At 68.0% G+C, this 24,634-nt stretch carries 22 protein-coding genes; 11 read left to right on the top strand and 11 right to left on the bottom strand.

From position 1 onward, the window contains the following. Positions 1–91: 91 nt before the first annotated feature. Entirely contained in the window at positions 92–649 is a 558-nt protein-coding gene (locus tag BN1263_RS14590; RefSeq protein ID WP_058982115.1) for a DUF2058 domain-containing protein, read from the bottom strand. 62 nt (positions 650–711) lie between these two features. Here BN1263_RS14590 and BN1263_RS14585 point away from each other — a divergent pair, with 62 nt between their 5' ends. The 3 genes from BN1263_RS14585 to BN1263_RS14575 all read left to right on the top strand — a co-directional run bounded on the left by BN1263_RS14585 (position 712) and on the right by BN1263_RS14575 (position 3,620). Beyond that, positions 712–1,212, top strand: coding sequence for a M48 metallopeptidase family protein (locus BN1263_RS14585; RefSeq protein WP_021203991.1), 501 nt, complete (start codon positions 712–714; stop codon positions 1,210–1,212). Between the two features lie 47 nt (positions 1,213–1,259). Further along, positions 1,260–1,958: an RNA pseudouridine synthase gene (locus tag BN1263_RS14580; protein ID WP_058982113.1), complete on the top strand. Its 699-nt coding sequence runs from the start codon at positions 1,260–1,262 to the stop codon at positions 1,956–1,958. Between the two features lie 69 nt (positions 1,959–2,027). Beyond that, complete coding sequence (locus tag BN1263_RS14575; protein WP_058982201.1) at positions 2,028–3,620, top strand: phospholipase D family protein; 1,593 nt, start codon at positions 2,028–2,030, stop codon at positions 3,618–3,620. Positions 3,621–3,623: 3 nt separating this feature from the next. Here the strand turns inward: BN1263_RS14575 and BN1263_RS14570 are convergent, their stop codons facing one another. Next, a complete protein-coding gene (locus BN1263_RS14570; RefSeq protein WP_058982111.1) occupies positions 3,624–4,700 on the bottom strand; it encodes an HDOD domain-containing protein in 1,077 nt (358 codons plus the stop codon). A 276-nt stretch (positions 4,701–4,976) separates the two neighbouring features. On the opposite strand from BN1263_RS14570, the gene BN1263_RS14565 reads away from it, so the two are divergent. Further along, positions 4,977–6,074: a Glu/Leu/Phe/Val dehydrogenase dimerization domain-containing protein gene (locus BN1263_RS14565; protein WP_058982109.1), complete on the top strand. Its 1,098-nt coding sequence runs from the start codon at positions 4,977–4,979 to the stop codon at positions 6,072–6,074. A 46-nt stretch (positions 6,075–6,120) separates the two neighbouring features. On the opposite strand, the gene BN1263_RS14560 is transcribed toward BN1263_RS14565, so the two are convergent. Continuing rightward, positions 6,121–8,961 carry an autotransporter serine protease gene (locus BN1263_RS14560; RefSeq protein ID WP_058982106.1) on the bottom strand — a complete coding sequence of 947 codons (2,841 nt, stop codon included), beginning with the start codon at positions 8,959–8,961 and terminating at the stop codon, positions 6,121–6,123. A 183-nt stretch (positions 8,962–9,144) separates the two neighbouring features. Between BN1263_RS14560 and BN1263_RS14555 the strand changes: the two genes are divergently transcribed. The 3 genes from BN1263_RS14555 to BN1263_RS14545 all read left to right on the top strand — a co-directional run bounded on the left by BN1263_RS14555 (position 9,145) and on the right by BN1263_RS14545 (position 11,353). Further along, a complete protein-coding gene (locus tag BN1263_RS14555) occupies positions 9,145–10,320 on the top strand; it encodes a thiolase family protein (RefSeq protein WP_058982105.1) in 1,176 nt (391 codons plus the stop codon). Positions 10,321–10,444: 124 nt separating this feature from the next. Further along, positions 10,445–10,786, top strand: a complete 342-nt coding sequence (locus tag BN1263_RS14550; protein WP_019662150.1) for a hypothetical protein — start codon at positions 10,445–10,447, stop codon at positions 10,784–10,786. 156 nt (positions 10,787–10,942) lie between these two features. After that, positions 10,943–11,353: a hypothetical protein gene (locus BN1263_RS14545; RefSeq protein ID WP_019662151.1), complete on the top strand. Its 411-nt coding sequence runs from the start codon at positions 10,943–10,945 to the stop codon at positions 11,351–11,353. 448 nt (positions 11,354–11,801) lie between these two features. On the opposite strand, the gene BN1263_RS14540 is transcribed toward BN1263_RS14545, so the two are convergent. Beyond that, positions 11,802–13,439 carry an acyl-CoA dehydrogenase family protein gene (locus BN1263_RS14540; protein ID WP_019662152.1) on the bottom strand — a complete coding sequence of 546 codons (1,638 nt, stop codon included), beginning with the start codon at positions 13,437–13,439 and terminating at the stop codon, positions 11,802–11,804. A 113-nt stretch (positions 13,440–13,552) separates the two neighbouring features. Here BN1263_RS14540 and BN1263_RS14535 point away from each other — a divergent pair, with 113 nt between their 5' ends. The 4 genes from BN1263_RS14535 to pdeM are packed head-to-tail and all read left to right on the top strand — an operon-like array spanning position 13,553 to position 19,242. Beyond that, positions 13,553–14,551 (top strand): ligase-associated DNA damage response exonuclease, encoded by a 999-nt coding sequence (locus BN1263_RS14535; protein ID WP_058982104.1) that lies wholly within the window; start codon positions 13,553–13,555, stop codon positions 14,549–14,551. Next, positions 14,548–16,155 carry an ATP-dependent DNA ligase gene (locus BN1263_RS14530; RefSeq protein ID WP_058982103.1) on the top strand — a complete coding sequence of 536 codons (1,608 nt, stop codon included), beginning with the start codon at positions 14,548–14,550 and terminating at the stop codon, positions 16,153–16,155. The genes BN1263_RS14535 and BN1263_RS14530 overlap by 4 nt, the downstream gene beginning before the upstream one ends. Then, positions 16,152–18,611 (top strand): ligase-associated DNA damage response DEXH box helicase, encoded by a 2,460-nt coding sequence (locus BN1263_RS14525; RefSeq protein ID WP_058982101.1) that lies wholly within the window; start codon positions 16,152–16,154, stop codon positions 18,609–18,611. The genes BN1263_RS14530 and BN1263_RS14525 overlap by 4 nt, the downstream gene beginning before the upstream one ends. Further along, on the top strand, positions 18,601–19,242 hold the full coding sequence (pdeM, locus tag BN1263_RS14520) for a ligase-associated DNA damage response endonuclease PdeM (protein ID WP_058982098.1): 642 nt from the start codon (positions 18,601–18,603) through the stop codon (positions 19,240–19,242). The genes BN1263_RS14525 and pdeM overlap by 11 nt, the downstream gene beginning before the upstream one ends. A gap of 1 nt (position 19,243) precedes the next feature. On the opposite strand, the gene BN1263_RS14515 is transcribed toward pdeM, so the two are convergent. From BN1263_RS14515 to BN1263_RS14485, 7 genes are all read right to left on the bottom strand, one after another. After that, complete coding sequence (locus BN1263_RS14515) at positions 19,244–19,513, bottom strand: hypothetical protein (protein ID WP_058982096.1); 270 nt, start codon at positions 19,511–19,513, stop codon at positions 19,244–19,246. Between the two features lie 180 nt (positions 19,514–19,693). Further along, positions 19,694–20,962: an FAD-dependent oxidoreductase gene (locus BN1263_RS14510; RefSeq protein ID WP_058982095.1), complete on the bottom strand. Its 1,269-nt coding sequence runs from the start codon at positions 20,960–20,962 to the stop codon at positions 19,694–19,696. Positions 20,963–21,064: 102 nt separating this feature from the next. Continuing rightward, on the bottom strand, positions 21,065–21,271 hold the full coding sequence (locus BN1263_RS14505) for a cold-shock protein (RefSeq protein WP_005410590.1): 207 nt from the start codon (positions 21,269–21,271) through the stop codon (positions 21,065–21,067). 88 nt (positions 21,272–21,359) lie between these two features. Beyond that, on the bottom strand, positions 21,360–22,106 hold the full coding sequence (locus BN1263_RS14500; RefSeq protein WP_058982093.1) for an S-methyl-5'-thioinosine phosphorylase: 747 nt from the start codon (positions 22,104–22,106) through the stop codon (positions 21,360–21,362). 82 nt (positions 22,107–22,188) lie between these two features. Next, complete coding sequence (locus BN1263_RS14495) at positions 22,189–22,743, bottom strand: hypoxanthine-guanine phosphoribosyltransferase (protein ID WP_005410592.1); 555 nt, start codon at positions 22,741–22,743, stop codon at positions 22,189–22,191. Then, entirely contained in the window at positions 22,743–23,750 is a 1,008-nt protein-coding gene (gene nagZ / locus BN1263_RS14490; RefSeq protein ID WP_058982091.1) for a beta-N-acetylhexosaminidase, read from the bottom strand. The genes BN1263_RS14495 and nagZ overlap by 1 nt, the downstream gene beginning before the upstream one ends. Positions 23,751–23,865: 115 nt before the next feature. Continuing rightward, positions 23,866–24,561 carry a DsbA family oxidoreductase gene (locus tag BN1263_RS14485; RefSeq protein WP_021204004.1) on the bottom strand — a complete coding sequence of 232 codons (696 nt, stop codon included), beginning with the start codon at positions 24,559–24,561 and terminating at the stop codon, positions 23,866–23,868. Between the last annotated feature and the right edge of the window lie 73 nt (positions 24,562–24,634).

The raw sequence follows: 24,634 nt of genomic DNA, 5'->3' as shown, positions 1-24,634 counted from the left end.
CCATGCTCGGCTGCTCTTCAGGATGCCAAACAGAACGCCGACGGATCCGATCAGGCCGATTGCGACTTAATCCCCTCCGTCCCCTTTCTGCTTACCAGACCAGGTCGTCGGGCACCTGGAACTGCGCGTAATAGGCGTCGTCCTCGGCGTTGCCGGTGGAGATCTCGGCGGTCGAGCCCGGCTGGCCGTGGTCGACGATGATCGCTTCGGGCGCGCGTTCACGCACCTTTTCGGCGGCAGCACGCGGCAACACGGCGTAACCGTCACCATGGGCAACGATGACCAGAACGCCCACCGACAGCGCCTTGCGCAGCTTGGGGTCGATCAGCAGGGTGCGGATCGCGGCGCCGTCGCTGAAGCGGTACTCGTCGTCACCCTTGTGGGGCACGGCATGGGCCGTGATGATCTGCCTGGCCTGGGCCTTCTGTTCAGCCTGCCTGGCCTGGGCATTGCGCTCGGCGGCCAGCGCGCGGTCGCGCTCGACCTTCTCGGCGCGGGCACGCTCAGCCTCGCGCTGGACCTCGGCCGAAGTCGATTCGGCCTTGCCTTGCCGCGCCTTGGCCTGCTCGCGCGCGGCGGCGCTGGCCTGCGACTTCTTGGCCAGGCCGGCCTTGAGCAATTGTTCCTGCAGCGCGTTGGGCTTTGCCATGGTCGGTGCGTACCGCGTGTAATCTTGGATGCCCCATTCTACCGACGCCCCGCCGGCCCTGCATGGCAGTCCTGAAGTACCTCACCGGCTATCCCGAACCCCTGGTCGCCCAGGTCAGCGACCTGCTGGCACAGGGCAAGCTCGGCCCATGGCTGCAGCAGCGCTACCCCGACCCGCACACGGTGCGCAGCGACCGCCAGCTGTACGACTACACGCAGGAGCTGAAGGACCGCTACCTGCGCAAGTCGGTGCCGCTCAACAAGGTCTGCTACGACAACACGCTGGAAGTGATCAAGCACGCGCTCGGCACCCACACCGCCATCTCCCGCGTGCACGGTGGCCGCCTCAAGGCCAGCCGCGAGATCCGCATCGCCACCGTGTTCCGCCAGGCACCGGCAGCGTTCCTGCGCATGATCGTGGTGCATGAGCTGGCCCACCTGAAGGAAGCCGACCACAACAAGGCCTTCTATCAGCTGTGCCAGCACATGGAGCCGGATTACCTGCAGCTGGAATTCGATACCCGCCTGTACCTGACCGAGCTGGCCAACCGCGGCCAGCGCTGACCGGCCGCAGCAGCTACACTGCGCGCCCACTGCCCGACCTGCCTGCCATGGAACCGATCCGTCTCGACAAACGCCTGTCCGCCCTGCTCGGCATCCCGCGCGGCGAAGCGCGGCGCTACATCGAAGGCGGCTGGGTCATGGTCAATGGCGAGGTGGTGGAACAGCCGCAGCGTCCGGTCGATGACAGCGCGGTGATCGTGGTGGCCGAGCAGGCCAGCGATGAAAAGGCCGAGCGGGTCAGCATGCTGTTGCACAAACCGGCTGGCATTGCCGCCGAAAGCCTGTGCGCGCTGGTCAGCCGTGACAGCCGCAGCGAGCTGGACGCCAGCGACATCCGTCCGCTGCAGCGCCACTTCCACGGACTGCAGCTGGCGGCCGCCCTTCCGGCCAGCGACAGCGGCCTGGTGGTGGTCAGCCAGGACCCGGCCACGCTGGCCCATCTTCAGCGCAACCTGGGACGCACCGAGCAGGAATACCTGATCGAGGTCGCCGAAGGCGGCCCCGAGCGTGGCCCATGGCTGCTGGCGCGCCTGCAGCAGGAATCCGGCGGTGCCAAGGTCAGCTGGCAGAGCGAGCAGCGCCTGCGCTTCGCGGGCAAGGGCCTGACCGCCAAGGGCCTGCGCGTGGCGGTCACCGCGGCCGGCCTGCAGGTGACGGCCGTGCGTCGACTGCGTATTGGCCGCGTGGCACTGGGACCGCTGCCTGCGGGGCAGTGGCGTTACCTGGGCAGCGACGAGCGGTTCTGACAGGGAAGTCCCTGTCATCCACGCATGGCGTGGATCTTCTGCGATGCACCGTCTGCCTTTGATCCACGCGTGGCGTGGATCTACCATCGGCGCATGAGCCTGCCCAAGCCCCTGTGGCGACGCCTGCTTCGCGTTGCTGCAATCATCCTCGCCACACTGGTGCTGCTGGTCCTGTCCGGGCTGCTGCTGGCCGACCATCTCACCCCGCAGGCACGGGGCACGCCCTCGCACGTGCTGCCGCTGCAGCCGGCACAGACGCGGATCGACCGGCAGATCGTTCCGTTGCAGGAGGCCCATCCCGGCCAGTCCGGCGTGGCCTTCCTCAGCGATGGCATGGATGCCTTCGCCGCGCGCGCGATGATCACCACCCACGCCGGGCGCAGCCTGGACCTGCAGTACTACATCTGGCACGACGACCTGATCGGCCACCTGATGGCCAAGGCGTTGTACGACGCCGCCGAACGAGGCGTGCGCGTGCGCATCCTGCTCGACGACATGAACGCCAAGGACAAGGACGCCCTGATGATGGCGCTGGACCGGCACCCCAACATTGAAATCCGCCTCTACAACCCGTTCCGCAACCGGACCGGCCTGCTGCGCATGGTGGAGATGGTGCAACGGTTCTTCAGCGTGAACCACCGCATGCACAACAAGAGCTGGATTGCCGACGGCCGCGTCGCGATCGTCGGCGGCCGCAACATCGGCGAGGAATACTTCAGCGCGCGCACCGATGTGAACTTCCAGGACCTGGACCTGCTGGTCGCCGGTCCTGCCGTGGAGCAGGCCAGCCGGATCTTCGACGACTACTGGAACAGCGAGGCCGCCATTCCGGTATCGGCGCTTGCCTTCCATACCGATGCCCAGCTGCGCCTGCTGGTACGCGAATCGGACCATGAGGCCCAGCGTGACGTGGCCCAGCCCTACCTTGCGCGCATGGCCGAATCGCGCAGGCGGCAGCGCCCGAGTCCCGAGCCATTGCGCTGGAGCCGTGCAGTGCGCATCGTCTCGGACCCGCCGATGAAGCACCGCGACGATGATCGCGGCGCGTGGCTGGTTTCGACGCTGACCAGCGAGCTGCAGGCCGCCCGGCACAAGGCCCTGTTGATCTCGCCCTACTTCGTGCCCGGCAACGAGGGCCTGGATGGCTTTTCGGCCATGGCCCGGCGGGGCGTGCAGGTCGGCGTGGTCACCAACTCACTGGCTGCCAATGACGTCGCCGCGGTGCACGGCGGCTACATGGGCTACCGCGTGCCGTTGCTCGAAGCCGGCGTCCACCTGTATGAGCTGAAGGCACAAGGACAGTCCGGCGATGCGGGCGTGTTCGGCAGCAGCGGCGCCAGCCTGCACACCAAGGCGTTCCTGGTCGATGACCGCCGCGGCTTCGTCGGCTCATTCAACCTCGATCCGCGCTCGGCCTACCTGAACACTGAAATGGGTGTGCTGTTCGACGATCCGTTGCTGGGTGCACAGCTGCGCGGCGAGTACCTGCGCCTGGCGGATCCCAGGCACAGCTGGTGGCTGGCGCTGGACGACCGTCGCCGGTTGCGCTGGCTGGAGCGCGAACCACCACCGCACTGGGCGGAGGAAGAGCCAGGGGCAACGGCGCGCAAACGCTGGTTGTCGCGGGTGATCAGCTGGCTACCGCTGGAATCGCAGCTGTAACGCTCAGCGCCCCGGATCGGTGGCTTCCTGCCCGGCATCATCCAGCGTTTCCACACTGCGCCCATGCAGTCGCCGCCAGATCCAGCGCAATGCATGCGGCGGTGCCGAAGGCAGCTGTTCCAGCAGGGCCAGCATGCGGCTCTGGCTGGCATGCCCATGGCGGCACAGCAGGCTGGCCGCCGCAGCGGCGCTGGCCAGGCGCAGGCTGTCGGCCAGCGGGCCCTCGGCCTCCGGCAACAGCGCCTGATGCACCGGCTCGGGCAGCTCCCAGGCAGCCGCCACCCGTTGTGCCAGCGGTAACGACCACTGCTGAAGCAGCTGCAGTGCCAGCGCCGGCTCCACGGTTTCACCACGTACCTGGGCTTCCTGCAGCAGCTGGCGCATCACCAGCGCCGCGCCCAGGCCCTGCACCAGGCCCAGCCACTGCGCGGCGAAAGCATCACCGAAGGTAACCGTGCGTGCGTGGTCTGCAGCCGCGCGCGAGGCCAGCAGTGCGTGCTCCCAGATGATCGTGCTGAACTGCGGGAACGCATCGCACTGCATCTGCATCACCGGCTGTACCAGTACCGCGCTGATGATCTGCCGAACGCCTTCGGTACCGACCAGAGTCACCGCCCGCTGCAGGCTTTCCACGGGCCGCTCGTGCACCTTGTAGGCGGGGCTGTTGGCGATGCGCAGCAGGTTGCCGGTCAGCACCGGGTCCTGGCCGATGATCGCGGCCATCACCCGCGCGGAGGCGGCATCGTCGTTGACGGTCTGGATCAGCTGCGGCAGCAGCTGCGGACGGCGCGGCAACTGCCGGGTAGCCCAGTCGCGGTCCTGCAGCGCGCGTGCCACCGCTTCCCCCAACGCCGGATCCTGGACAGGCGCCGGCTCACCGGCCAGTCGTGGGTACAACGCCAACGCGTGCAGGCCGCGCTGCAGATGTGCGGCGATCTCCGCAGACGGCAGGGCCTCACCCTGCAGGCTCGCAGCCGCTGCCGCCACTGCCTGTCGCGATACCGCCGCCAAGCGGGACGGCGCAGCCCCGGTCGAGCGCGCCAGCCAGCCGCGCAGTGATCGCCACCAGGCCGCTGTCATCGCCGCCTGCCCTGTGGTTGTGGTGCCCTTGCCGTCACTGACCGCCTGCCTCTTCACGCGAATCCGGCCACCCGCCGTCGTCGCAGCATCGGCCGCACTTTCATCTTCTTTAACCGGAAGGCATGCGATGTCGACGGCACCGGCCGGGGGAATGGACTAGAATGGCGCCGCGCGACCCGTCCCCCTGCACCGACGACGTCGCTTTTTTTTTTTGGGACCCTACCGTTCACTGGCCGTTCGCTGCAGTTCGCCGCTGATCGCGCCATCGGAGACGCCATGCTATTCGAAACCCTCGCCACCACCGGCCACGAACAGGTGGTGTTCTGCCACAACCACGACGCCGGCCTGAAGGCGATCATCGCCATCCACAACACCACCCTTGGCCCGGCCCTGGGCGGCGTGCGCATGCGTCCTTACGCCAGCACCGACGAGGCGCTGGCCGATGCGCTGCGCCTGAGCCGGACGATGACCTACAAGAATGCACTGGCCGGCCTCAACGTCGGTGGCGGCAAGGCGGTGATCATCGGCGACCCCAAAGCGGACAAGACCGAAGTGCTGTTCCGTGCCTTCGGCCGCTATGTCGATTCGCTGGGCGGACGCTACATCACCGCCGAGGACGTCGGCACCGATGTCAACGACATGGAGAACATCTACCTGGAGAGCCAGTTCGTGACCGGCGTGCACCAGGTCCATGGCGGCTCCGGCGATCCGGCCCCGTTCACCGCCTACGGCGCGCTTCAGGCGTTGATGGCGTCGATGCGCTTCAAGTTCGGCCATGAGGAAGTGGGCAAGACCAGCATCGCGGTGCAGGGCCTGGGCCACATCGGCATGGAACTGGTGAAGCTGCTGCGTGACCGCGGTGCCAAGCTGTATGTCACCGACCTGGACAGCGCGCTGGTTGACCGCGCGGTCAGCGACTTCGGCGCTGAAGCGGTCAAGCCGGACGAGATCCATGAAGTGAATGCCGATGTGTTCGCACCGTGCGCGCTGGAAGGCGCGATCAACGCCGACACCCTGCCGCGGATCAAGGCAAAGATCGTCTGCGGCACCGCCAACAACCAGTTGTCGAGCCTGGAAATCGGCGACGAACTGCATGCGCGCGGCATCCTGTATGCGCCGGACTATGCGGTCAATGCTGGTGGCGTGATGAACGTGTCGCTGGAGATCGACGGCTACAACCGCGAACGCGCGATGCGTCTGATCCGCAGCATCTATCACAACCTCACCCGCATCTTCGAACTGTCGCAGCGCGAGAACATCGCGCCGCAGCGAGCGGCCGACCGCATCGCCGAAAGCCGCATCCTGTCGATCGGCAAATTGAAGATGCCGCTGGGCCGCAGCACCCCGCGCCTGGGCAACCTGCGCGGCGGCTGAGCGCGTCGATGTCGCGCCGGGGCTGGCGTCCCGGCGCGACTGTCACTCAGAACCCGGTGCTGTAGCGCAACGCCGCCTGGCGCGCGCCCTCGCCCCCGACGCGCTGGTCGAAGCCCAGGCTCAGGCGGCCACTGCGACCCCACCATGATTCCAGCGCCATGCCGATCAGCGCACTGCCGCGCGGCGCATTCCAGCCCGCCAGTGGTGCCCAAGCATCGATGCCGACGAAACTGGCCTGCCACGCCGCATCGGCACCCTCGAGCCGCTGCTGCCACTCGGCATGCCCGCGCAGGGTCCAGCGCCCCCAGCCACGCTCGCCGCGGATGCCGGCCAGCATCTGGCTGCGCTGCACGCGGTTGGCATCGCCACGCAGGCCGAAGCCGAACCCGCCCAGTTCGTTGAACGCATCGGTATCCACGCGCGTGGTGCTGGCGCCCAGATACGGTGTCAACGAGGCACCCGCGCGGCCGAAGCGATAGCCGCCTTCGACACTGGCACTGCTGAAGCGCCCGCCATAGCGGGCCGAAACACCGTAACTACCCGCGCCCAGCAGCAGTTGGCGATCCAGCGCCCGGGTGAACTGCCCGCTGCCGATCTGGGCCAGCGCATAGCCCCGGCCCAGATTCCAGCCCGCGTAAAGCTGTGCCTGCGCCTGGCGATCACGCCCGCGATCGCCGCCGAAGCTGCTGCCACCGTTGCTGCGGGTCTCGCCGAAGGCCACACCCATCAGCCCGGTGCTGCCCAGCGGCAGGTCCTGGCCGGCCATCCAACCGCGGCTGTCGGCGGCGTTGCCGGCAAAGCTGCCCTGCCCGGCCTGGCCGAGCGCACTCTGCCAGGCCCCGCGCAGGCGCGGCGCCGCCTGCACGCGATCAAAGCGCTCTGCGATGGCACGGCGTGACATGTCGATGCTGTCGAAGGTGACCGCTTCGGCCCGCGCGTGCGCCTGCCCGGACAGGCTCTGCAGACTAGCCTCGAGGCCGTTGCTGCCACCGCCGGTCCACTGCAGCGCCCCGGCGGCCGTACCGAAGGCCGATCCCTGCAGTCCTGCATTCTTGTCGAGCGCGGCAAATGCACCCTCCAGCCGCTGTGCTGCCGCCTGGGCGGAAGCCCCCAGGCCGCTGGCTGCCCCGGTGACACTGACCTGGGTCAGGTTCAACCAGGCGTTGTTGCTGTCGTAGCCATAGCTGCTCTGCAACAGCGACAGTCCCTGCAGGCCGCTGGAGGTGGCCGGCGTACTGAAGGCACCACTGAGTCCGCCGTCCGCATGGATCAGGTCCTGCCGGGTGCCGCTCTGTGGCACGTAGCCGGAGACGAAGCCATGCACGCGCACGCCACCGTCGAGGGTGGCCTTGCCGGTGACCTGCAGCGCATTGGCGCCGAGTGCGATCATCAACTGTGCGCCCGCCTGCTGGGCGTAGTCGCCCTCGATGGTGCCGGTGGTGTTGCCGGTGGTGAGGAACACGCTGCTGCCGTTGACCACGTTGCCGATCACGCGCGGCGCGCCGCCATTGAACTGCAGGCCGGTCGAATCCGGATCGGACTGGCCGAGGATGGTCACGTTGGAACGGATCACGCCACCGTCCTGCAGTGCCAGGATGCCGCGTTCGATGCGGGTGGAACCGGTATAGCTGTTGTTGCCGGCCAGCACCAGAGTGCCCCCGCCCTGCTTGACCAGGCCGCCGCTGCCGACGATGTTGTTGCGCCACGCCGAACCGCTGGAGGCCACATCCACGTTGGCAACCACATCCCCCCAGTCGAAGCGACCCGGACCGTTGATCGCACGACCGATGTCGAGCAGGCCGTAGCCGAACACCGGATCCACGCCCGGGGCGCCGATGTCCTTGGCAGTGCCCAGCAGGGTCTGCCGCACCAGGTCGTTGCTGAAATACGGATAGCGCTGCCAGACCAGCGCAGCGGCGCCGGACACCAGCGGCGCCGCGAATGACGTGCCGTAGTTCCAGTAGTAGCTCCCCCCGTTTGCATCGGGATAGACCGCGCTGCCCGGCGCTGCCAGGCAGTAGCGCGCGGCCTGGCCGCAGCCATTGGCGTAGCTGGCCAACGTGCCCGGTGCATAGGGATCCACCGCGGTCGCCACCAGCCAGCCGCGCTCCAGATCTGCCGCCGGCAGCGAGCCGGCAACGCCCAGCTGGCTGGGCAGCGCGGCCAGGCTGCTCGGTTCACTGCGGCCGTCATTGCCCGCTGCGAACACCACCAGCCCGCCGTGGTTGACCACGAAGGGGCGATACTCGGCGGCCACCTGCGCGGTGGTCGGCAGGTCGGTCCAGTACAGGCCGCCCCACGAGTTGTTCATCACCTTTACGTTGTAGCTGATCAGGTCCTGGTGCACCTGGGCCACGCCCAGCGGTCCGCTGAAGGAATTGCCCTTGCCGCTGCCATCGTCGGCGGGCGGCTTGTCGGCGATGATCCGCGCCGAAACGATCTGCGCACCAGGGGCGATGCCGCCTGGCCAGGACCCAACCGGCGCGCCGGCAGCCAGGCTGGCTACCGCCGTGCCGTGGCCCACTACGTCGTCCACCTGCAGGTTGTTGCGCGACGGATCGATGTAGTTGAGGTTGGCCACCACCCGCCCGTTCAGTGCCACCGCGTCGCGCTGCACGCCCGAATCGACGATACCGATGCGCACGTTCTGGCCGCTCAGGCCGGCGGCCTGTGCGGCACGCGCATTGGTGACCGACAGATGCGCGTCGAAGGCCGGCTCCTGCGGTTTTGCCGGCGGCGGCGGCGTCGGTGGCGGGGTCGTGGGTGGCGGCGGTGGTGGCGGTGTGTCAATGCGCACGTTGCCGCCCCCGCCACCTCCGCCACAGGCTGCCAGCGCCAGTGCCAGCGCGGTTGCCAGGGCAGATTTCACCGTCGTCGTGCGTTCCATCGATTCCTTCCCATGAACATTGGCCCGCCGTTGTCCCGGCAGGCATGCGGCGCCGTCCAGCGGCGGCCCTCCCCGACCCTCTATACTTGGGCCGACCCCCACGCAGTCTGCCGGGAAACCGGGGCGCTTCCAACGGCCCACGGTCTCCTTTCCGAACATTGCTTACGCATCAACGAGATTGCCATGTCCAACATCGTCATCGCCGCCGCCAAGCGCACCGCCATCGGCTCCTTCCTCGGCCAGTTCAACGGCGTGCCGACCCCGACCCTGGGCGCGGCCGCCATCGCCGCCGCACTGGAGCAGTCGGGCATCCCGGCCAGCGACGTTTCCGAAGTCCTCATGGGCTGCGTGCTGCCGGCCAACCTCGGCCAGGCGCCCGCCCGCCAGGCGGCGATCGCTGCCGGCATTCCGCTGTCGACCGGTGCCACCACGCTGAACAAGGTCTGCGGCTCCGGCATGAAGACCATCATGCTCGGTCATGACCTGATCAAGGCCGGTTCGGCCAGCATCGTTGTCGCCGGCGGCATGGAATCGATGTCCAACGCACCGCACATGCTGCCCAACTCGCGCACCGGCAACCGCTTCGGCAACTTCCAGGCGGTCGATCACATGGCCCACGACGGCCTGGTCAACGCTTATGACGGCAAGGCGATGGGTGAATTCGCCGAATGCGCCGTGGACAAGTACCAGTTCAGCCGCGAAGAGCAGGACGCCTACGCCATCGAATCGGTCAAGCGCGCGCAGGCAGCCCAGGCCAACGGCGCGTTCGCCGATGAAATCGTCGTGGTGAAGGTCGCCACCCGCAAGGGCGAGGTCGAGATCACCACCGACGAGCAGCCCGGCCGTTCGGACATCGCCAAGATCCCGACCCTGCGCCCGGCCTTCAAGAAGGACGGCAGTGTGACCGCCGCCAGCTCTTCCAGCATTTCCGACGGCGCTGCCGCAGTGGTCCTGCTGACCGAGGAAGATGCGGCTGCGCGCGGCATCAAGCCGTTGGCCCGAATCGTCGGCCACGCCACCCATTCGCAGGAACCCGAGTGGTTCACCACTGCCCCGATCGGCGCGCTGCGCAAGCTGCTGGACAAGACCGGCTGGTCGCTGGATCAGGTCGATCTGTTCGAAATCAATGAAGCCTTTGCTGTGGTGGCGATGGCGCCGATGCGCGAACTGGGCATTCCGCACGACAAGCTCAACGTGAATGGCGGCGCCTGTGCACTGGGCCATCCGATCGGTGCCTCCGGCGCACGCCTGGTGGTGACCCTGGTCAATGCCCTGCGCACGCGCGGTGGCAAGCGCGGCATTGCCACCCTGTGCATCGGCGGTGGCGAAGCGACCGCGATCGCCATCGAATTGATTTAAATGGATTTAACGATGATTTCGCAAAAATGAATGCGGGATCGCTTGACACCCAATCTTGGCTTGTCATCATGTTGTCGGCGCGCAGCATGCGCGTTGCCTAATTCTAACGACGAGGATTTACACAATGAGCATCAACAAGCTGCTGGTCGCGATGTCCCTGGCTCTGGCCCTGGCCGCCTGCTCGAAGCAGGAAGCTGCCCAGGACGCCGCTGCTTCGGCCAACGAAGCCGCCACCGAAGCCCAGGCTGCTGCCGACCAGGCCGCCGCTGCTGGCGCCCAGACCGCCGACGCTGCCCAGCAGGCCGCTGACACCGCCGCCACCGCTGCCGACGCTGCGACCGACGCTGCTGCCAACACCGCCGCTGCTGCCACCGACGCCGCTGCTGGCGAAGCCAAGGACGCCGCCAAGGCTGCCGAAGCTACCGCTGAGCAGGCCAAGGACGCTGCTGAAGAAGCCAAGAAGTAATCACTTCTTTCTTCACGCTGTTCCGGAAAAGCCGCTGGTTCGCCAGCGGCTTTTTCTTTGCGCCCGTGGATCGCGACTGAGCGCGCTCCGCGACCCCGTCTTCACAACGGCATGAATAGGCTGGCGTCCCCATCCATTGCAGTACCGGAGACCGCCATGAAGATTCGTCCGATCACCACCACCCTGCTGGCCGGCTCCCTGCTGCTGGCCCTGGCCGCCTGCAAGGGCCCGGAGGCCGAACAGGCCAAGCAGGACGCGCAGCAGGCCGCCGACAGCGCTGGCGTCGCTGCCCGCGATGCCGTCGACCGGGCCGCTGCCGCAACCCGCGACGCCGCCGACAAGACCGCTGCTGCTTCCGAGCAGGCCGCCGCCGATACCCAGCAGGCGCTGGACAAGGCCGCCGACGCCACCGCCAATGCCGCTGACCAGGCCAAGGTCGCCGCCACCGACGCGGCCGCGCACGCCAGCGACGCCACTGCCGACGCCGCGCAGAAGGTCGCCGACAAGGCGCGCGATGTCGCCAATGACGCCAAGGCCAACGCCGCCAAGGAAGAAGCCAAGCACTGAGCCTTGCCGGCAGCCGAGCACCGGCTCGGCGCTACAGGAAAAGCCGCGGCATGGCCGCGGCTTTACTGTTTTTCGCTCCCTGCCTTTGCTGTTGATTCCGTAGTGTGCGGCCACGGAAACTGTCCGCGGCCGCGCGGGTGGGTTACGCAGGGGCGTGAGCCGCATGGGCCCGAGGCATGCCTCGGGCGGGTTGGGCAGGACGCCCAACCCCGGTCTTGCCGTGTGCGCAGGACTGCGCACACGAGAAAGCGGCGACCAAGCTTACATGGGTAAGGGCGCCTTGCTTGCGAAGCACTGCTTCGCAAGCGACCGAACGCCCAGCCGCCTGCGGCTGGGCCAGGCCCCGGAGGAGGACTTGCAGCGCCCCCTGCGCAACCCACCCGCGCGGCCCGCTCACGATGCAGGCTCCGCGCCGCCCACCACGAGGGGCACCGCCGTTGGCCATTGCCTACGGCAGCGCGCGCGCCAGCATCGCGGTCAGCTCCAGGCCCGCCGGCAGCGTCCCGAATGCCAGCCCGTGCTCTCCTTCCAGCCGGCTGCGCACGAACGCCTCGGCGATCGGGCTGCGCGCACGCAGCAGCAGCGCTGCCTGCAACAACAGCGCAGTGCGCTCGCAGAACAGTCGCGCCTGTGATTCCTCCGGTGCCGGTGCCGCTGCCCAGCGCTGCAATGCCGCTGCGTAGCGCGCATCACGGTCGGCCACCGCCGCCAGCTCGCCGCGCAATGCCGCCATCGCCTCCGGTTCACGGGCCAATGCACGCAGCACATCCAGACACTGGATGTTGCCGCTCCCTTCCCAGATCGAATTCAACGGTGCCTGCCGGTACAGGCGCGGCAGCATCGACTCCTCCACATAGCCCGCGCCGCCCAGGCATTCCTGCGCTTCATTGACGAAGGCCGGCGCACGCTTGCACAGCCAGTACTTGCCCAGTGCCGTCCCCAACCGTGCCATCGCGGCTTCATTGGCATCCACACCGGCACGATCCACCGCGCGTGCGATGCGGATCGCCAACACCGTGGCCGCTTCCGACTCCATCGCCAGATCAGCCAGCACGTTGGTCATCAACGGGTGCTCGACCAGCAGCTTGCCAAAGGTGCGGCGATGCCGTGCGTGATGCAGCGCCTGCGCCAGCGCCATGCGCATCTCCGCTGCGGCGCCCAGCATGCAGTCCAGGCGGGTCATCATCACCATGCCGATGATGGTGGCCACGCCGCGGCCCTCTTCACCCACCCGCCACGCCTGCGCGCCGCAGAACTCGACCTCGCTGGAGGCATTGGCCCAATCCCCAAGCTTGTCCTTCAACCGCATCAGGCGGAACGCATTGCGGTCACCGTCTGCCAGGCGGCGCGGCAACAGCAGGCAGGTCAGTCCTCCCGGCGCCTGCGCCAGCACCAGGAAGCCGTCGCACATCGGCGCGGAAAAGAACCACTTGTGGCCGACCAGGCGATAGCGCTCACCATCGATCGGTTCGGCGCGGGTACTGTTGGCACGTACATCCGAGCCGCCCTGCTTCTCGGTCATGCCCATGCCCAGGGTGATGCCGGCCTTGTCCGCCACCGGCACGTCGCGCGGGTCATAGACCGGCGCTGCGGCCTTGCGTGCCCACTCGGCCAGGTGCGGCTGCGTGCGCAGCACCGCTACTGCTGCATGGGTCATCGTCAATGGGCAACTGGTGCCCGCCTCGGCCTGGTGATGCAGGTAGCTCAACACCGCACGTGCCACGTGCGCGCCGGGCTGCGGCTCATGCCAGGACAAGCCTGCGACCCCGTGCGATTTGGCCGTGTCCATCAACTGGTGATAGGCCGGATGGAACTCCACCGTGTCGATGCGATGGCCCTGCGCATCATGCGTGCGCAGGCGTGGCCGATCGCGGTTGGCATCGAAGCCGACCCGGTACAGCTCATCACCCGCCAGCGCGCCATACACCGCCAATCGTGGCGCGAAGCTGCCAGCGCCTTCGCGCTGAACGGCTTCCATCAGCGCCGCGTCGTCGGTCCACAACTGCCGCCCCGCGAACGGCGGCGGCTGGTTCAGTACCACATGGGTTTCGTAGGGCGCGTTGCTGCTGAAGCTCGGTCCACTCATCCGGTCCATCCTGGCGGCAAGAAGTGTGCGGCCCGATTGTGCCGCATGACCTGCCAAGCCCGTGTTCAGGCCGGTTCTCACCCCGTGCACGAGCCGCAGGCCACAGTGATGGCATGGCAGGCAATGACGATCTGGTGGTGTTGCGCCCGGAGGGGCTGTACTGCGCTGCGGGCGACTTCCACATCGATCCCTGGCGGCCGGTGCCGCGCGCGGTCATCACCCATGGCCACGGTGACCATGCTCGCCCGGGCATGGGCGAATACCACTGCAGCGACGGCAGCCTGCCGATCCTGCGTTGGCGCCTGGGCGACGTGCCGGTGCAGGCGCATGCCGAGGGCACCCCGTTCCGCCTGGGCCGGGTGCAGGTATCACTGCATCCAGCCGGCCACGTGCTGGGGTCCTCACAGGTGCGCATCGACGACGGGCGGCAGGTCTGGGTGGCCTCCGGCGACTACAAGCGCCAGCCAGACCCGACCTGCGCGCCGTTCGAGGTGGTGCCCTGCGATACGTTCATCACCGAGGCAACCTTCGCCCTGCCGATCTACCGCTGGCCGGACACGCCGGCAGTCGCTGCGGAGATCGTGGCGTGGCGCCGCGAATGCGAACAGCGCGGCGAGGCGGCGATCCTGCTGTGCTATGCACTGGGCAAGGCACAACGGGTGCTGGCCGAGCTGCGGCCGCTGGATGATCGCCCGGCCTGGCTGCATGGCGCCATCGCCAATGGCGTAGCGGTGTACCGGCAGGCCGGCATACCGATGCTGGAGACGCTCACCGTGGCCGAACAGGGCCGTCAACCCGATGCCGCCGGCCAGTTGATCCTCGCCCCGCCCTCGGCTGCGGGCACGCCCTGGATGCGCCGCTTCGGGCGCCACCAGCTGGGCTTCGCCTCGGGCTGGATGCAATTGCGCGGCAACCGGCGCCGACGCAACGTCGATCGTGGCTTCGTCATTTCCGATCACGCCGATTGGCCAGCACTGCTGAAGACGATCGAACAGACCGGCGCGCAGCGGGTGATCGCCACCCATGGCAATACCGATGCGCTGATTCCCTACCTGCGTGAGCGCGGCGTGGCTGCCGAAGCCTTCCGTACCGATTTCGGGAGCGAGGAATGAAAGCCTTCGCAGCACTCTACCAACGCCTGGACCGCAGCACTGCCACGCTGGACAAGCGAGCGGCACTGGTCGATTACTTCGGCCAGGCAGGCGCGCACGATGCGGCGTGGGCGCTGTACCTCCTCAGTGGTGGCAAGGTGGGCGGCGCACGCCGGAAGATCGCCGCCAGTGGCGAACTGCGCGCCTGGACCGCCGAGGAATCAGGGTTGCCACCGTGGCTGGTGGACGACAGCTATGCGCAGGTCGGTGACCTGGCCGAAACGCTGACCCTGCTGCTGGACGACCCACCAAACCCCTCGCCTGACCGCCCCCTGGCCGAATGGATCGAACAGCACCTGCTGGCGGTGGCCAACCAACCCGAGGCGGTGCGCCGTGCGGCGGTCGTGGCCGGCTGGCGGCAGCTGTGCAGCAGCGAACGCCTGGTGTTCAACAAGCTGCTGACCGGAGCCCTGCGCGTTGGCGTCTCGCAGCGGCTGGTGCAGCAGGCGCTGGCCGAGTGGTCCGGCCTGGATATTGCCCGCATCGCCCAGCGCATGCTGGGCGAGTGGGTGCCCTCGCCCGGGCTGCTGGCCCAGCTGCTGTCGCCGGATGAGCTGCCGCTGGACCGGCAGCAGCCCTACCCCTTTTTCCTCGCCTCGCCACTGGAGGGCAGCCCTGCCGAACGACTCGGTGCGATCGACGACTGGCTGCTGGAATGGAAGTGGGATGGCATCCGCGTGCAGCTGCTGCGCCGGCGCGGCGAGGTCGCCTTGTGGTCACGTGGCGAAGAGCGGCTGGATGGTCGCTTCCCCGAAATCGAACAGGCGGCGATTGCGCTTCCCGATGGCTGCGTGCTGGATGGCGAGCTGCTGGCCTGGGACGAAGCCGCAGACCTGCCACGTGCCTTCACCGCGCTGCAGACCCGCATCCAGCGCCGCAAACCCGGCGCGGCCACCCTGCGCAACACGCCGGTGCGCGTGCTCGCCTACGACCTGCTAGAACTCGATGGCGCGGACCTGCGCGAACTTCCATTGCAGCAACGGCGCGCGCGGCTCACCGAGGTCGTCGGTGCACTGGGCGATGCGCGCATCCAGCTGTCGCCCGACGTTGCCGCCGGCGACTGGCCGCAGGCCGCGGCGATGCGCGATGTGGCGCGCGAACGCGGTGTGGAGGGGTTGATGCTGAAGCGGCGCACGTCCTCCTACCAGGCGGGGCGACGACGCGGCGACTGGTGGAAATGGAAGGTCGATCCACTCACGATAGACGCGGTGCTGCTGTACGCACAGGCCGGGCACGGCCGACGCAGCACGCTGTACACCGACTACACCTTTGGCGTGTGGGACGGTGACACGCTGGTGCCGGTGGCCAAGGCGTATTCCGGCCTGGACGACAAGGAGATCCTTGCGCTCGACCGCTGGATCCGCGCCAACACCCGCGAGCGCTTCGGGCCGGTGCGCAGCGTACGCGCCGAACAGGTGTTCGAGCTGGGCTTTGAAGCAGTCAACCGCAGCAGCCGGCACAAGTCCGGCATCGCCGTGCGCTTCCCGCGCATCCTGCGCTGGCGCCACGACAAGCCCGCCAGCGAGGCCGATCAGCTGGCCAGCCTGCAGGCGCTGGCGCGATGACCCGCAGCCAGGCGCTGCGCCGGCTGGAAGACTGGTTTGCGTCCAGAGGCTGGCGCTCACTGCCGTTCCAGCGCGCAATGTGGCGCCACTACCTGGCGGGCGAATCCGGGTTGCTGCATACGCCCACGGGCAGCGGCAAGACACTGGCGATGTTCGGCGGGCCCCTGCTGCAGGCCATGATCGATCCGCCGCCCTTGCCCCGTCGGGCCAGCGCGGTGCGCCCACTGCAGGTGCTGTGGGTGACGCCCTTGCGCGCGTTGGCCAGTGATACCGCACGCGCACTGCAGGACGTGGTCGATGGGCTGGGGCTGGGATGGCGTGTCGGCCTGCGTAGTGGCGACGCCAGCAACCGCGAACGACGACAGGCGCGCGAGGGCCGCATCGACGTACTGGTGACCACGCCCGAATCGCTGGCGCTGTTGTTGAGCTATCCCGACACGCTGCCGCGCATGCGCCAGCTGCGCTGCGTAGTGGTGGATGAATGGCACGAACTGCTGGGCAACAAGCGCGGCGTCCTGCTGCAGTTGAACCTGGCGGTGTTGCGCGATGCCAGGCCGGCATTGCAGCTGTGGGGTCTGTCGGCCACGCTGGGCAATCTGCAGGAGGCGCGCGACGTGCTGCTGCCTGGTCAACCGGAAGCACCGATCGTGCAGGGCGTACGGCCGCGCACACTCAGCGTGCGCAGCCTGCTGCCAGACCCCGGCGAACGCTTCCCATGGGCGGGGCATCTGGGCCTGGCACAGCTGCCACGCGTGCTGGAGGCGCTGATGCAGGCACGCAGCAGCCTGCTGTTCACCAACACCCGTGCACAGGCAGAACTTTGGCATCAGGCGCTGGCCGCGGTGTGGCCGGAAGAACTGGACACGCTTGCGCTGCACCACGGCTCGCTGGATCCGGCCCTGCGCCAGCAGGTGGAAGACGGACTGCGCGCGGGCGCGCTGCGCTGCGTGGTTGCCACTTCCAGCCTTGACCTCGGCGTGGACTTCCCCGAAGTAGAACAGGTCCTGCAGCTGGGCAGCCCGAAGGGCGTGGCGCGCCTGCGCCAGCGCGCCGGACGCGCACGCCACCGCCCGGGTGCCAGCGGCGCCATCCTGTGCGTGCCCAGCCATGCGCTGGAACTGGCCGAGTACGCTGCGGTGCGCCGTGCATTGGCTGAAGGCGTGGTCGAAGCGCGCAGGCCGCCGACGCTGTCGCTGGATGTGCTGGCCCAGCACGCGGTCAGCCGTGCGCTGGCGGGCGGCTTCGACAGCACTGCGCTGCTGGAACAGGTCCGGCGTACTCATGCCTTCGCGTCGCTCGGCAACGACCAATGGCAGGCCGTGCTCACGTTCATCGTGCAGGGCGGGCAGGCCTTGGCCCAGTACCCCGATTTCCACAAGGTCGTGCGTGATGCCGATGGGTGGTACCGCATGCATGACCGCCGCCAGGCGCTGCGTCATCGGCTTTCGATCGGCACCATCAGCAGCGATGGCAGCGTGCGCGTGCAGTTCCTGCGTGGCGGCAGCCTGGGCGCCGTGGAGGAGCAGTTCGCCAGCCGGCTGCGACGTGGCGATCGTTTCCAGTTCGCCGGGCGCCTGCTGGAGCTGGTGCAGCTGCGCGACATGACCGCCTTCGTGCGGTTGGCACGAGGGCGCGGAGACGGCGTCGTGCCACGCTGGCAGGGAGGCCAGTTGCCGCTGTCGATGCCACTCGGTCGCGAGCTGGAGTGGGTACTGTCCGGCGCCGACAACAGTGCCGAATCACGCTGGCTGTCGCCCTTGCTGGCACTGCAGCAACAGTTGTCGGCGCTTCCCGGCGCGGACCACCTGCTGGTGGAACAGGTGCGGCGTCGCGAAGGCCAGTTCCTGTTCGTCTATCCCTTTGCCGGCCGCCACGTGCATGAGGCGCTGGCCGCCCTGCTGGCCTTGCGCTGTACCCGCCTGCAGCGCAACAGCATCGGCTACGCGGTGAACGACCATGGCCTGGTGCTGGCACCGGCCCAGGCGATCGATCTGGACGCAGCGCAATGGCGAGCATTGTTCACCCCCGATCAGCTGCTGGATGATCTGCGTGCCGCAGCGAACCTGGGCGAGCTGGCGCGGCGCCAGTTCCGCGGCATCGCACGTGTGGCCGGCCTGCTGGTACCCAGCCTGCCCGGTGGCATGCCGCGATCGCTGCGGCAGTTGCAGGCGTCGGCGGGCCTGCTCTTCGATGTACTGCGCGAGCACGATCCGGGCCATCTGCTGCTGGCGTTGGCCGAACGCGAAGTGCTGCACGACAGCCTTGACCTGCCGGGCTTACGGCAGGTACTGGCAAGGATCGGCACGCAGGCGCTGTCGGTGCAATGCCCGGGGTCGCTGACGCCCCTGGGCTTCCCGTTGTGGGCCGAACGCCTGCGTGGGCAGTTCAGCAACGAGGACTGGCGTACCCGCGTGCAACGCGCGGCCAAGCAGCTGGAGCGCCGCCATGGCCGATGAACTACGGCTGCTGCGCGCGGGCGAATCGCTTGTGCTGCTTGGCGAGCGCGCGCTGTACTGGCCCACACGGCAGGCGCTGTTGATCGCCGACCTGCACTTGGGCAAGGCCGACGTATTCCGCCGTGCCGGCATCGCGCTCCCCAGCGGTGGCACCGGGGAAGACCTCAATCGCCTGCAGGCGCTGCTGGACAGGTATGCATGCCGCGAGCTGTGGATCCTGGGCGACATCCTGCATGGACCGGCGCATCGCGCCGCGTGGTACCAGCAATGGTTGGCATGGCGCGAACGCAACGCGGCGCTGGACGTGCATGTCCTGCGCGGAAATCACGACCGCCACCTGCCGCACGCCCAGCTGCTGGTACAGATCCACGATGAAGCACACCTGCATCCGTTCATGCTTCGCCATGAGCCAGTGGCCGATGCAGGACGGCATGTGATCGCTGGGCATCTGCATCCGCAGGTCGCCCTGCCGCCGTTGCGTCGGCGCTTCCCCGTATTCTGGCTGCGTGACGGGATGACGGTCCTGCCGGCCTTCTCTGCGTTCACTGCGGGAATCGTGCCTGTTCCCGCTCCCGGCGAGCAGAGGGTCGCCTGCGTCGAGGGCAGCCTGGTCGAACTGCCCGTGACGTGAATCAGGCGGGGCGGATCTCCAGCTGCGGCATCAACTGGAACTCGGGCGTGTCCCCTTCACGCCGCCGCGGCAAGGCCTGGATGCTCGCCAGCATTTCCTGCGCGCAGGCGCGGATGCGTGCATGGTGTTCCGGCGACGCGTGGCTGATCAGGCTGCCCACATGGAATTCAAACACGTCCTCCAGTACGTCGGGCTGGTCCTCGTGCAGCATCTGCAGCAGACCACGCAGCTTGCAGATTTCCGATTCCAGCTCCTCGACCGCGAACAACATGGCGTCCTCCTCTTCAACAACAGGCGGCGCGTCCGGGCCGCAACAGGCCGCAACGGCAGCGCCGCCCGGGCCACGCGCGATGTCGATCACGGAAAGGAAAACGGGCGACGCGCAATCGCGTGCAACCCACTTCTCGCATATCTGTAGTGACGCAGCCGTTAATTCACGTGACGACGCGCCTCACGCACTGGCCGTGATCGCGTTGCTGGGAGGCATTGTCATCGACGTGCCCAGTTCGTTGACGAATGCCGGGTCCAGTTGGAGCGAGCCAAGCCAGCCATGCTGCGTGCCACTGAGTATGCGCAGCATATGCCCACGGCCACCGGGCAGGCGCCCCATCGGGCCAAGCAGCACATCACGCGCTTTCGCCCAAGCGTCGCGGTCGGACTGGAACAGTGGCGTCAGCCAGCGGCTCCAGCGCTGGTACACGGCCACATGCGCGCGCCGCTGCGCTTGGTAGGCCTGCAATGCCGCCGCACTGCCGCCATGGCTGCGCACGGCATCGCGCAGTGCCAGCGCATCGAGCAACGCCATGTTCACACCCTGCCCCAGCTGTGGGCTCATCGCATGCGCCGCATCACCGGCCAGCACCATGCGGCCTTGGTGCCAACGTGTCATCACCGCATCACGGTAAACGGCGCGCGCCAACTGGCCGGCATCGCGCAGATGGGCGAAGCGCGCACCGGCCTGCGGCCACAGCGCATGCAGTTCATCAAGCCAGGGCGCCATACCTTCGGCCTGCCACCGATCGAAATCGGCGCGTGGCAGGCTCCAGAAGAAGCTCAGGCGCGGCGTGTCATCACCGGGGCGGGTACCGACCGGCAGCAGCCCGATCATCTTGCGCGCGGCCACGTAGCGCTGGCGCAGCTCGCTCATGTGCGGCCAGTCCTCGGCCGGCAGCAGGCACCACAGCGCGCCCCACGGGTAAACCCTGTCCAGCGCGATGCCCCGCTCGACGCCGCCGCGCAGCGTTGAAGCTGCACCATCGGCAGCCACCACAAGGTCGAACGGTCCGTGCTGGCGCCCCTCGCTGTCGCGCAAACGCCCCTGTGCGGCGTCGACGGAAACGATGGTGGTGCCGACGTGCAGCTGGCCGGCGCCATCGCGGGCCTGGTCCAGCAGCGAAAACAGCGCCCCGCGCTGCATGCCCAGCCCATGCAAGCGTGCATCCAGCCCGGCATAGGCCATGTCCATCACCGCGCGCTCGCACGGCGTGTCGCCATACAGGCGGTGCACCGGCGCGGCATGTGCACGCACGGAATCAAGCAGGCCCATCTGCCACAGTACCTGCAGGCCGCTGGGCTGCAGCAGGAAGCCGGCGCCAACCGGTCCCGGCGTGGGCACGCGTTCGAAGATCTCCACCTCGTGGCCGTCACGGGTGAGCAGGATGGACACTGCCTGTCCAGCGGTGCCGTAGCCGATCACGGCGATGCGCAGTCGTTCCTTCATGGGCGCATTGTGCCCGAGGTGGGTGGATCGCGAACGGGCCGCGAGCATGCCGCGCAAAAAAAACCCCGCCGGAGCGGGGTTTTCAACGCACTGTCGAGTGGATCACTCGGCCGGCGTGATGTTCGAAGCCTGGGCACCCTTCGGGCCCTGGGTCACGTCATAGGTGACACGCTGGCCTTCCTGCAGGCTGCGGAAGCCCTTGGAGTTGATGGCGGAGAAGTGCGCGAACACGTCGGCGCTGCCATCCTCCGGCGAGATGAAGCCAAATCCCTTGGCGTCGTTGAACCACTTGACGGTACCGTTCGGCATGGTGATGCGAGACCTTATGCAATGAATGGGTGGTGTACGCTGAACCCGCGCACAAGCTGAGTATGCAAAGCTTGCTCGGCGAAGACAATCACCCCCGTGCCAATTCACCTACCAGTCCCGGAAGTCCGTTGCTGGCGGCCTGCACGTTGGCAAGTACTTCAGCCATCGTGATCTCTTCACCATCGCCACAGCCGGCAGCCCAGTTGGCGATGATCGCCAAGCAGGCGTAATCCAGCCCCAGCTCCCGTGCCAGTGCGGCTTCCGGCATCCCGGTCATGCCCACCAGATCGCAGCCGTCGCGGCGCATGCGGGCGATCTCGGCGATGGTTTCCAGGCGCGGGCCCTGCGTTGCGCCGTAGCAGCCGCCGTCATGGACCGTGACACCGGTCACTTTCGCAGCGGCCAGGATCTTGCTGCGCAGCATCGGCGTATAGGGGTGGCCGAAATCGACGTGGACCACGTCGGTGCCTTCTTCTTCACAGATCGTGCTGATGCGGCCCCAGGTGTAGTCGATGATCTGATCCGGGCAGGCCAGCACGCGCGGACCAAAGTGTTCGGTGATGCCTCCCACCGTGTTCAACGCCAGCACGCGCTGCGCGCCCAGTTGCTGCAGTGCGGCCAGGTTGGCGCGGTAGTTGATCTTGTGCGGCGGCAGCGAATGGCCCTCGCCATGCCGCGCCAGGAACGCCACGCGGTGTCCAAGCAGCGTACCGACGCGTACCGGGCCGGACGGGCGGCCGAAGCGGGTGTCGACCTCGTGGGTCTGCACGTCGTCAAGCTTGGCCAGGTTGTAGACACCGGTACCGCCGATCACGGCCAGGGCGATCTGTTGCATTCAAAGCACTCCATGAAAAGACCAACGCCGGCACCCGAGGATGCCGGCGGCAGAAGAAGACGCGCCGCGGGCGGCTGCGCCGTTATTCCTTCATCGCGTAGATGGCCGGCACGCAGCGCAGGGTTTCATTGACGTCCATGCCGAAGCCGAACACGTAGCGGTCCGGCAGTTCGATGCCGGCGTAGTCGGCGGTCACGTCCGGCAGCGCGCGGTCGTGCTTCTTCACCGTCATCGCGGCGATGCGCACGTCGGTCGCGCCCTGTTCCAGGCACCAGGTGCGCACGCCCTGCAGGGTGTAGCCCTCGTCCAGGATATCGTCGACCAGCAACACGCGGCGGCCGAACAGCGAGGTCGCCGGCTTGTGCTTCCAGACCAGGTCGCCGCCGGTGGTTTCGCCGCGGTAACGGGTGGCGTGCAGGTAATCGAACTGCACGTCCTGGCCGCGCGCGCCCAGCTCCAGCGCCAGCTGGCCGGCGAACGGCAGCGCGCCGTGCATGATTGACAGGAACAGCGGCACCTCGCCCTTGTAATCGCGCGCGATGGCGTCGGCGATACCAGCGATGGCCTTGTCGATGGTGGGGCGGTCGACCAGCAGGTCAGCCTGGGCCAGGGCCTGGGAAATGGTGAGGTTGGGCATCAGACGGTTCTTCCAAGGGTTTCAATCAGACGGGATTGGGTGTGGCCATGGCGGGCATCGGCCAGCAGGCCATCCCAGCCAAGCGCGCCGCGGCCGAGCAGGCCCAGCAGCGCAGCAGTATTGAGGGAGCGCCCCTGCACCGCGTGCAGGGCTTCATCAACCAGCTCCGGGTGGCAGACCAGCACCACGTCGCAGCCGGCGTCCAGGTGTGCGTGCACGCGCGCGGGCACGCCACCGGCACTGTGCGAGGCGGCCATGCCGATGTCATCGGAGAACACCACGCCGCGGAAGCCGAGCTCGCCACGCAGGATGTCCTGGATCCAGCGCAGCGAATAGCCAGCCGGTTCAGGCGCAATCTGCGGGTAGATCACGTGCGCCATCATCACCGCGTCGGCACCGGCGGCGATGCCGGCCTGGAATGGCACCAGGTCCTGCGCGCGCAGCTCGTCCAGCGCGCGCGGGTCGATCGCGGTATCCACGTGGGTGTCTTCCAGCACGGTGCCGTGGCCGGGGAAATGCTTGAGCGTGGCGGCCATGCCGACCGCATGCATGCCGCGCACATAGGCTGCGGTGAACGCCGCAACCACCTGCGGGTCTTCACTGAAGGCGCGGTTGCCGATGGCGCGGTTGCCGCGGCCAAGATCGACCACCGGCGCGAAGCTGAGGTCCAGCCCGCTGGCGCGGACTTCACTGGCCATCAGCCAGGCGTGCTGCTCGGCCAGCGACAGGGCCTGCTGCGGGTCGGTGGCGTACAGGGCACCGATGTCCTGCAGTGGCGGCAGATCACTGTAACCTTCGCGGAAGCGCTGTACGCGGCCGCCTTCCTGGTCCACGCAGATCAGCTGCGGGCGCGGCGCAGCGGCGCGGATCGCCGCGCTCAGATCGGTTACCTGCTGGCGCGAGGCGAAGTTGCGCTTGAACAGCACTACCCCGGCCACGGCATCGTGCTGCAGCCAGTCACGTTCCTGGGTGGTCAGTTCGGTGCCGGCAACGCCGATCAGCAGCATGGTTGATCTCCACAACGCGCGCCCGCATGGCGCAGTGCCGCATTGTCGCAGAACCGGCCGACAGGCGCAGTGGTCAAGGGGAAAAGGGAAATGCGGGGGCTCTGCCCCGGTCTGCTCAGACCCTGCAGCCGTCCGGGCCGCAGGCCTCGTCGTCGCCAGCCGGGGCGGCCGGGGGCCCCTGTTCGGCCGCGATCTGGCGCAGCGCGTTGGCAAAGCCTTCTGGCGGCTGCGCCCCGGAGATCGCCCACTTCCCGTCGATGACAAAGGTCGGCACGGAGGAAATGCCCAGCGCATGGGCCTGGCCGAGCTTGGCCTCGACCTCGGCCAAGCCACGGTCCGAGGCCAGCATCTGCGCGATTTCGCCACCGTCCAGGCCGCCAGCCACGCCGGCCTTCACCAGTACAGCGTTGTCGGCCAGGTTCTGGCCATGTTCGAAGTGGGCGCGGAACAGCGCCTCGCTGACCGCATCCTGCACGCCGTGCTCGCCGGCCAGCCACAGCACTCGGTGCGCCGGCAGCGTGGTCACCCGCACCTGGCCCTGGTTGAAATCCATCGGAAGCCCCTCCGCGCGCGCGGTGGTCTGGGTCTGGCCGAGGATCTGCTCGGTGCGCTCGACGCCCCCAAACTTCCGCGAATAGGCCTCGCGCAGCGGCACCGGGGTGTCGTCCGCATCCGGGTCCAGCTGGAACGGCTGCCAGTGGATATCGAGGTCAGGCGCGTGCTCGCCCAGCAACTGCACGCCCTGCTGGAAACGATGCTTGCCGATCCAGCACCAGGGGCAGACCACGTCGGAATAGATGTCGATTCTCATCCCCACCACATGGGGCCCCCCTTCCTCGATAAAAGGGGACGGAGGGGATCAAGTCGCTTTCTGCACAGGCGGG

The organism is Stenotrophomonas thermophila, assembly GCF_001499715.1.
Lineage (GTDB): Bacteria > Pseudomonadota > Gammaproteobacteria > Xanthomonadales > Xanthomonadaceae > Stenotrophomonas > Stenotrophomonas hibiscicola.
This window is presented reverse-complemented; position numbering and strand designations above follow the sequence as displayed.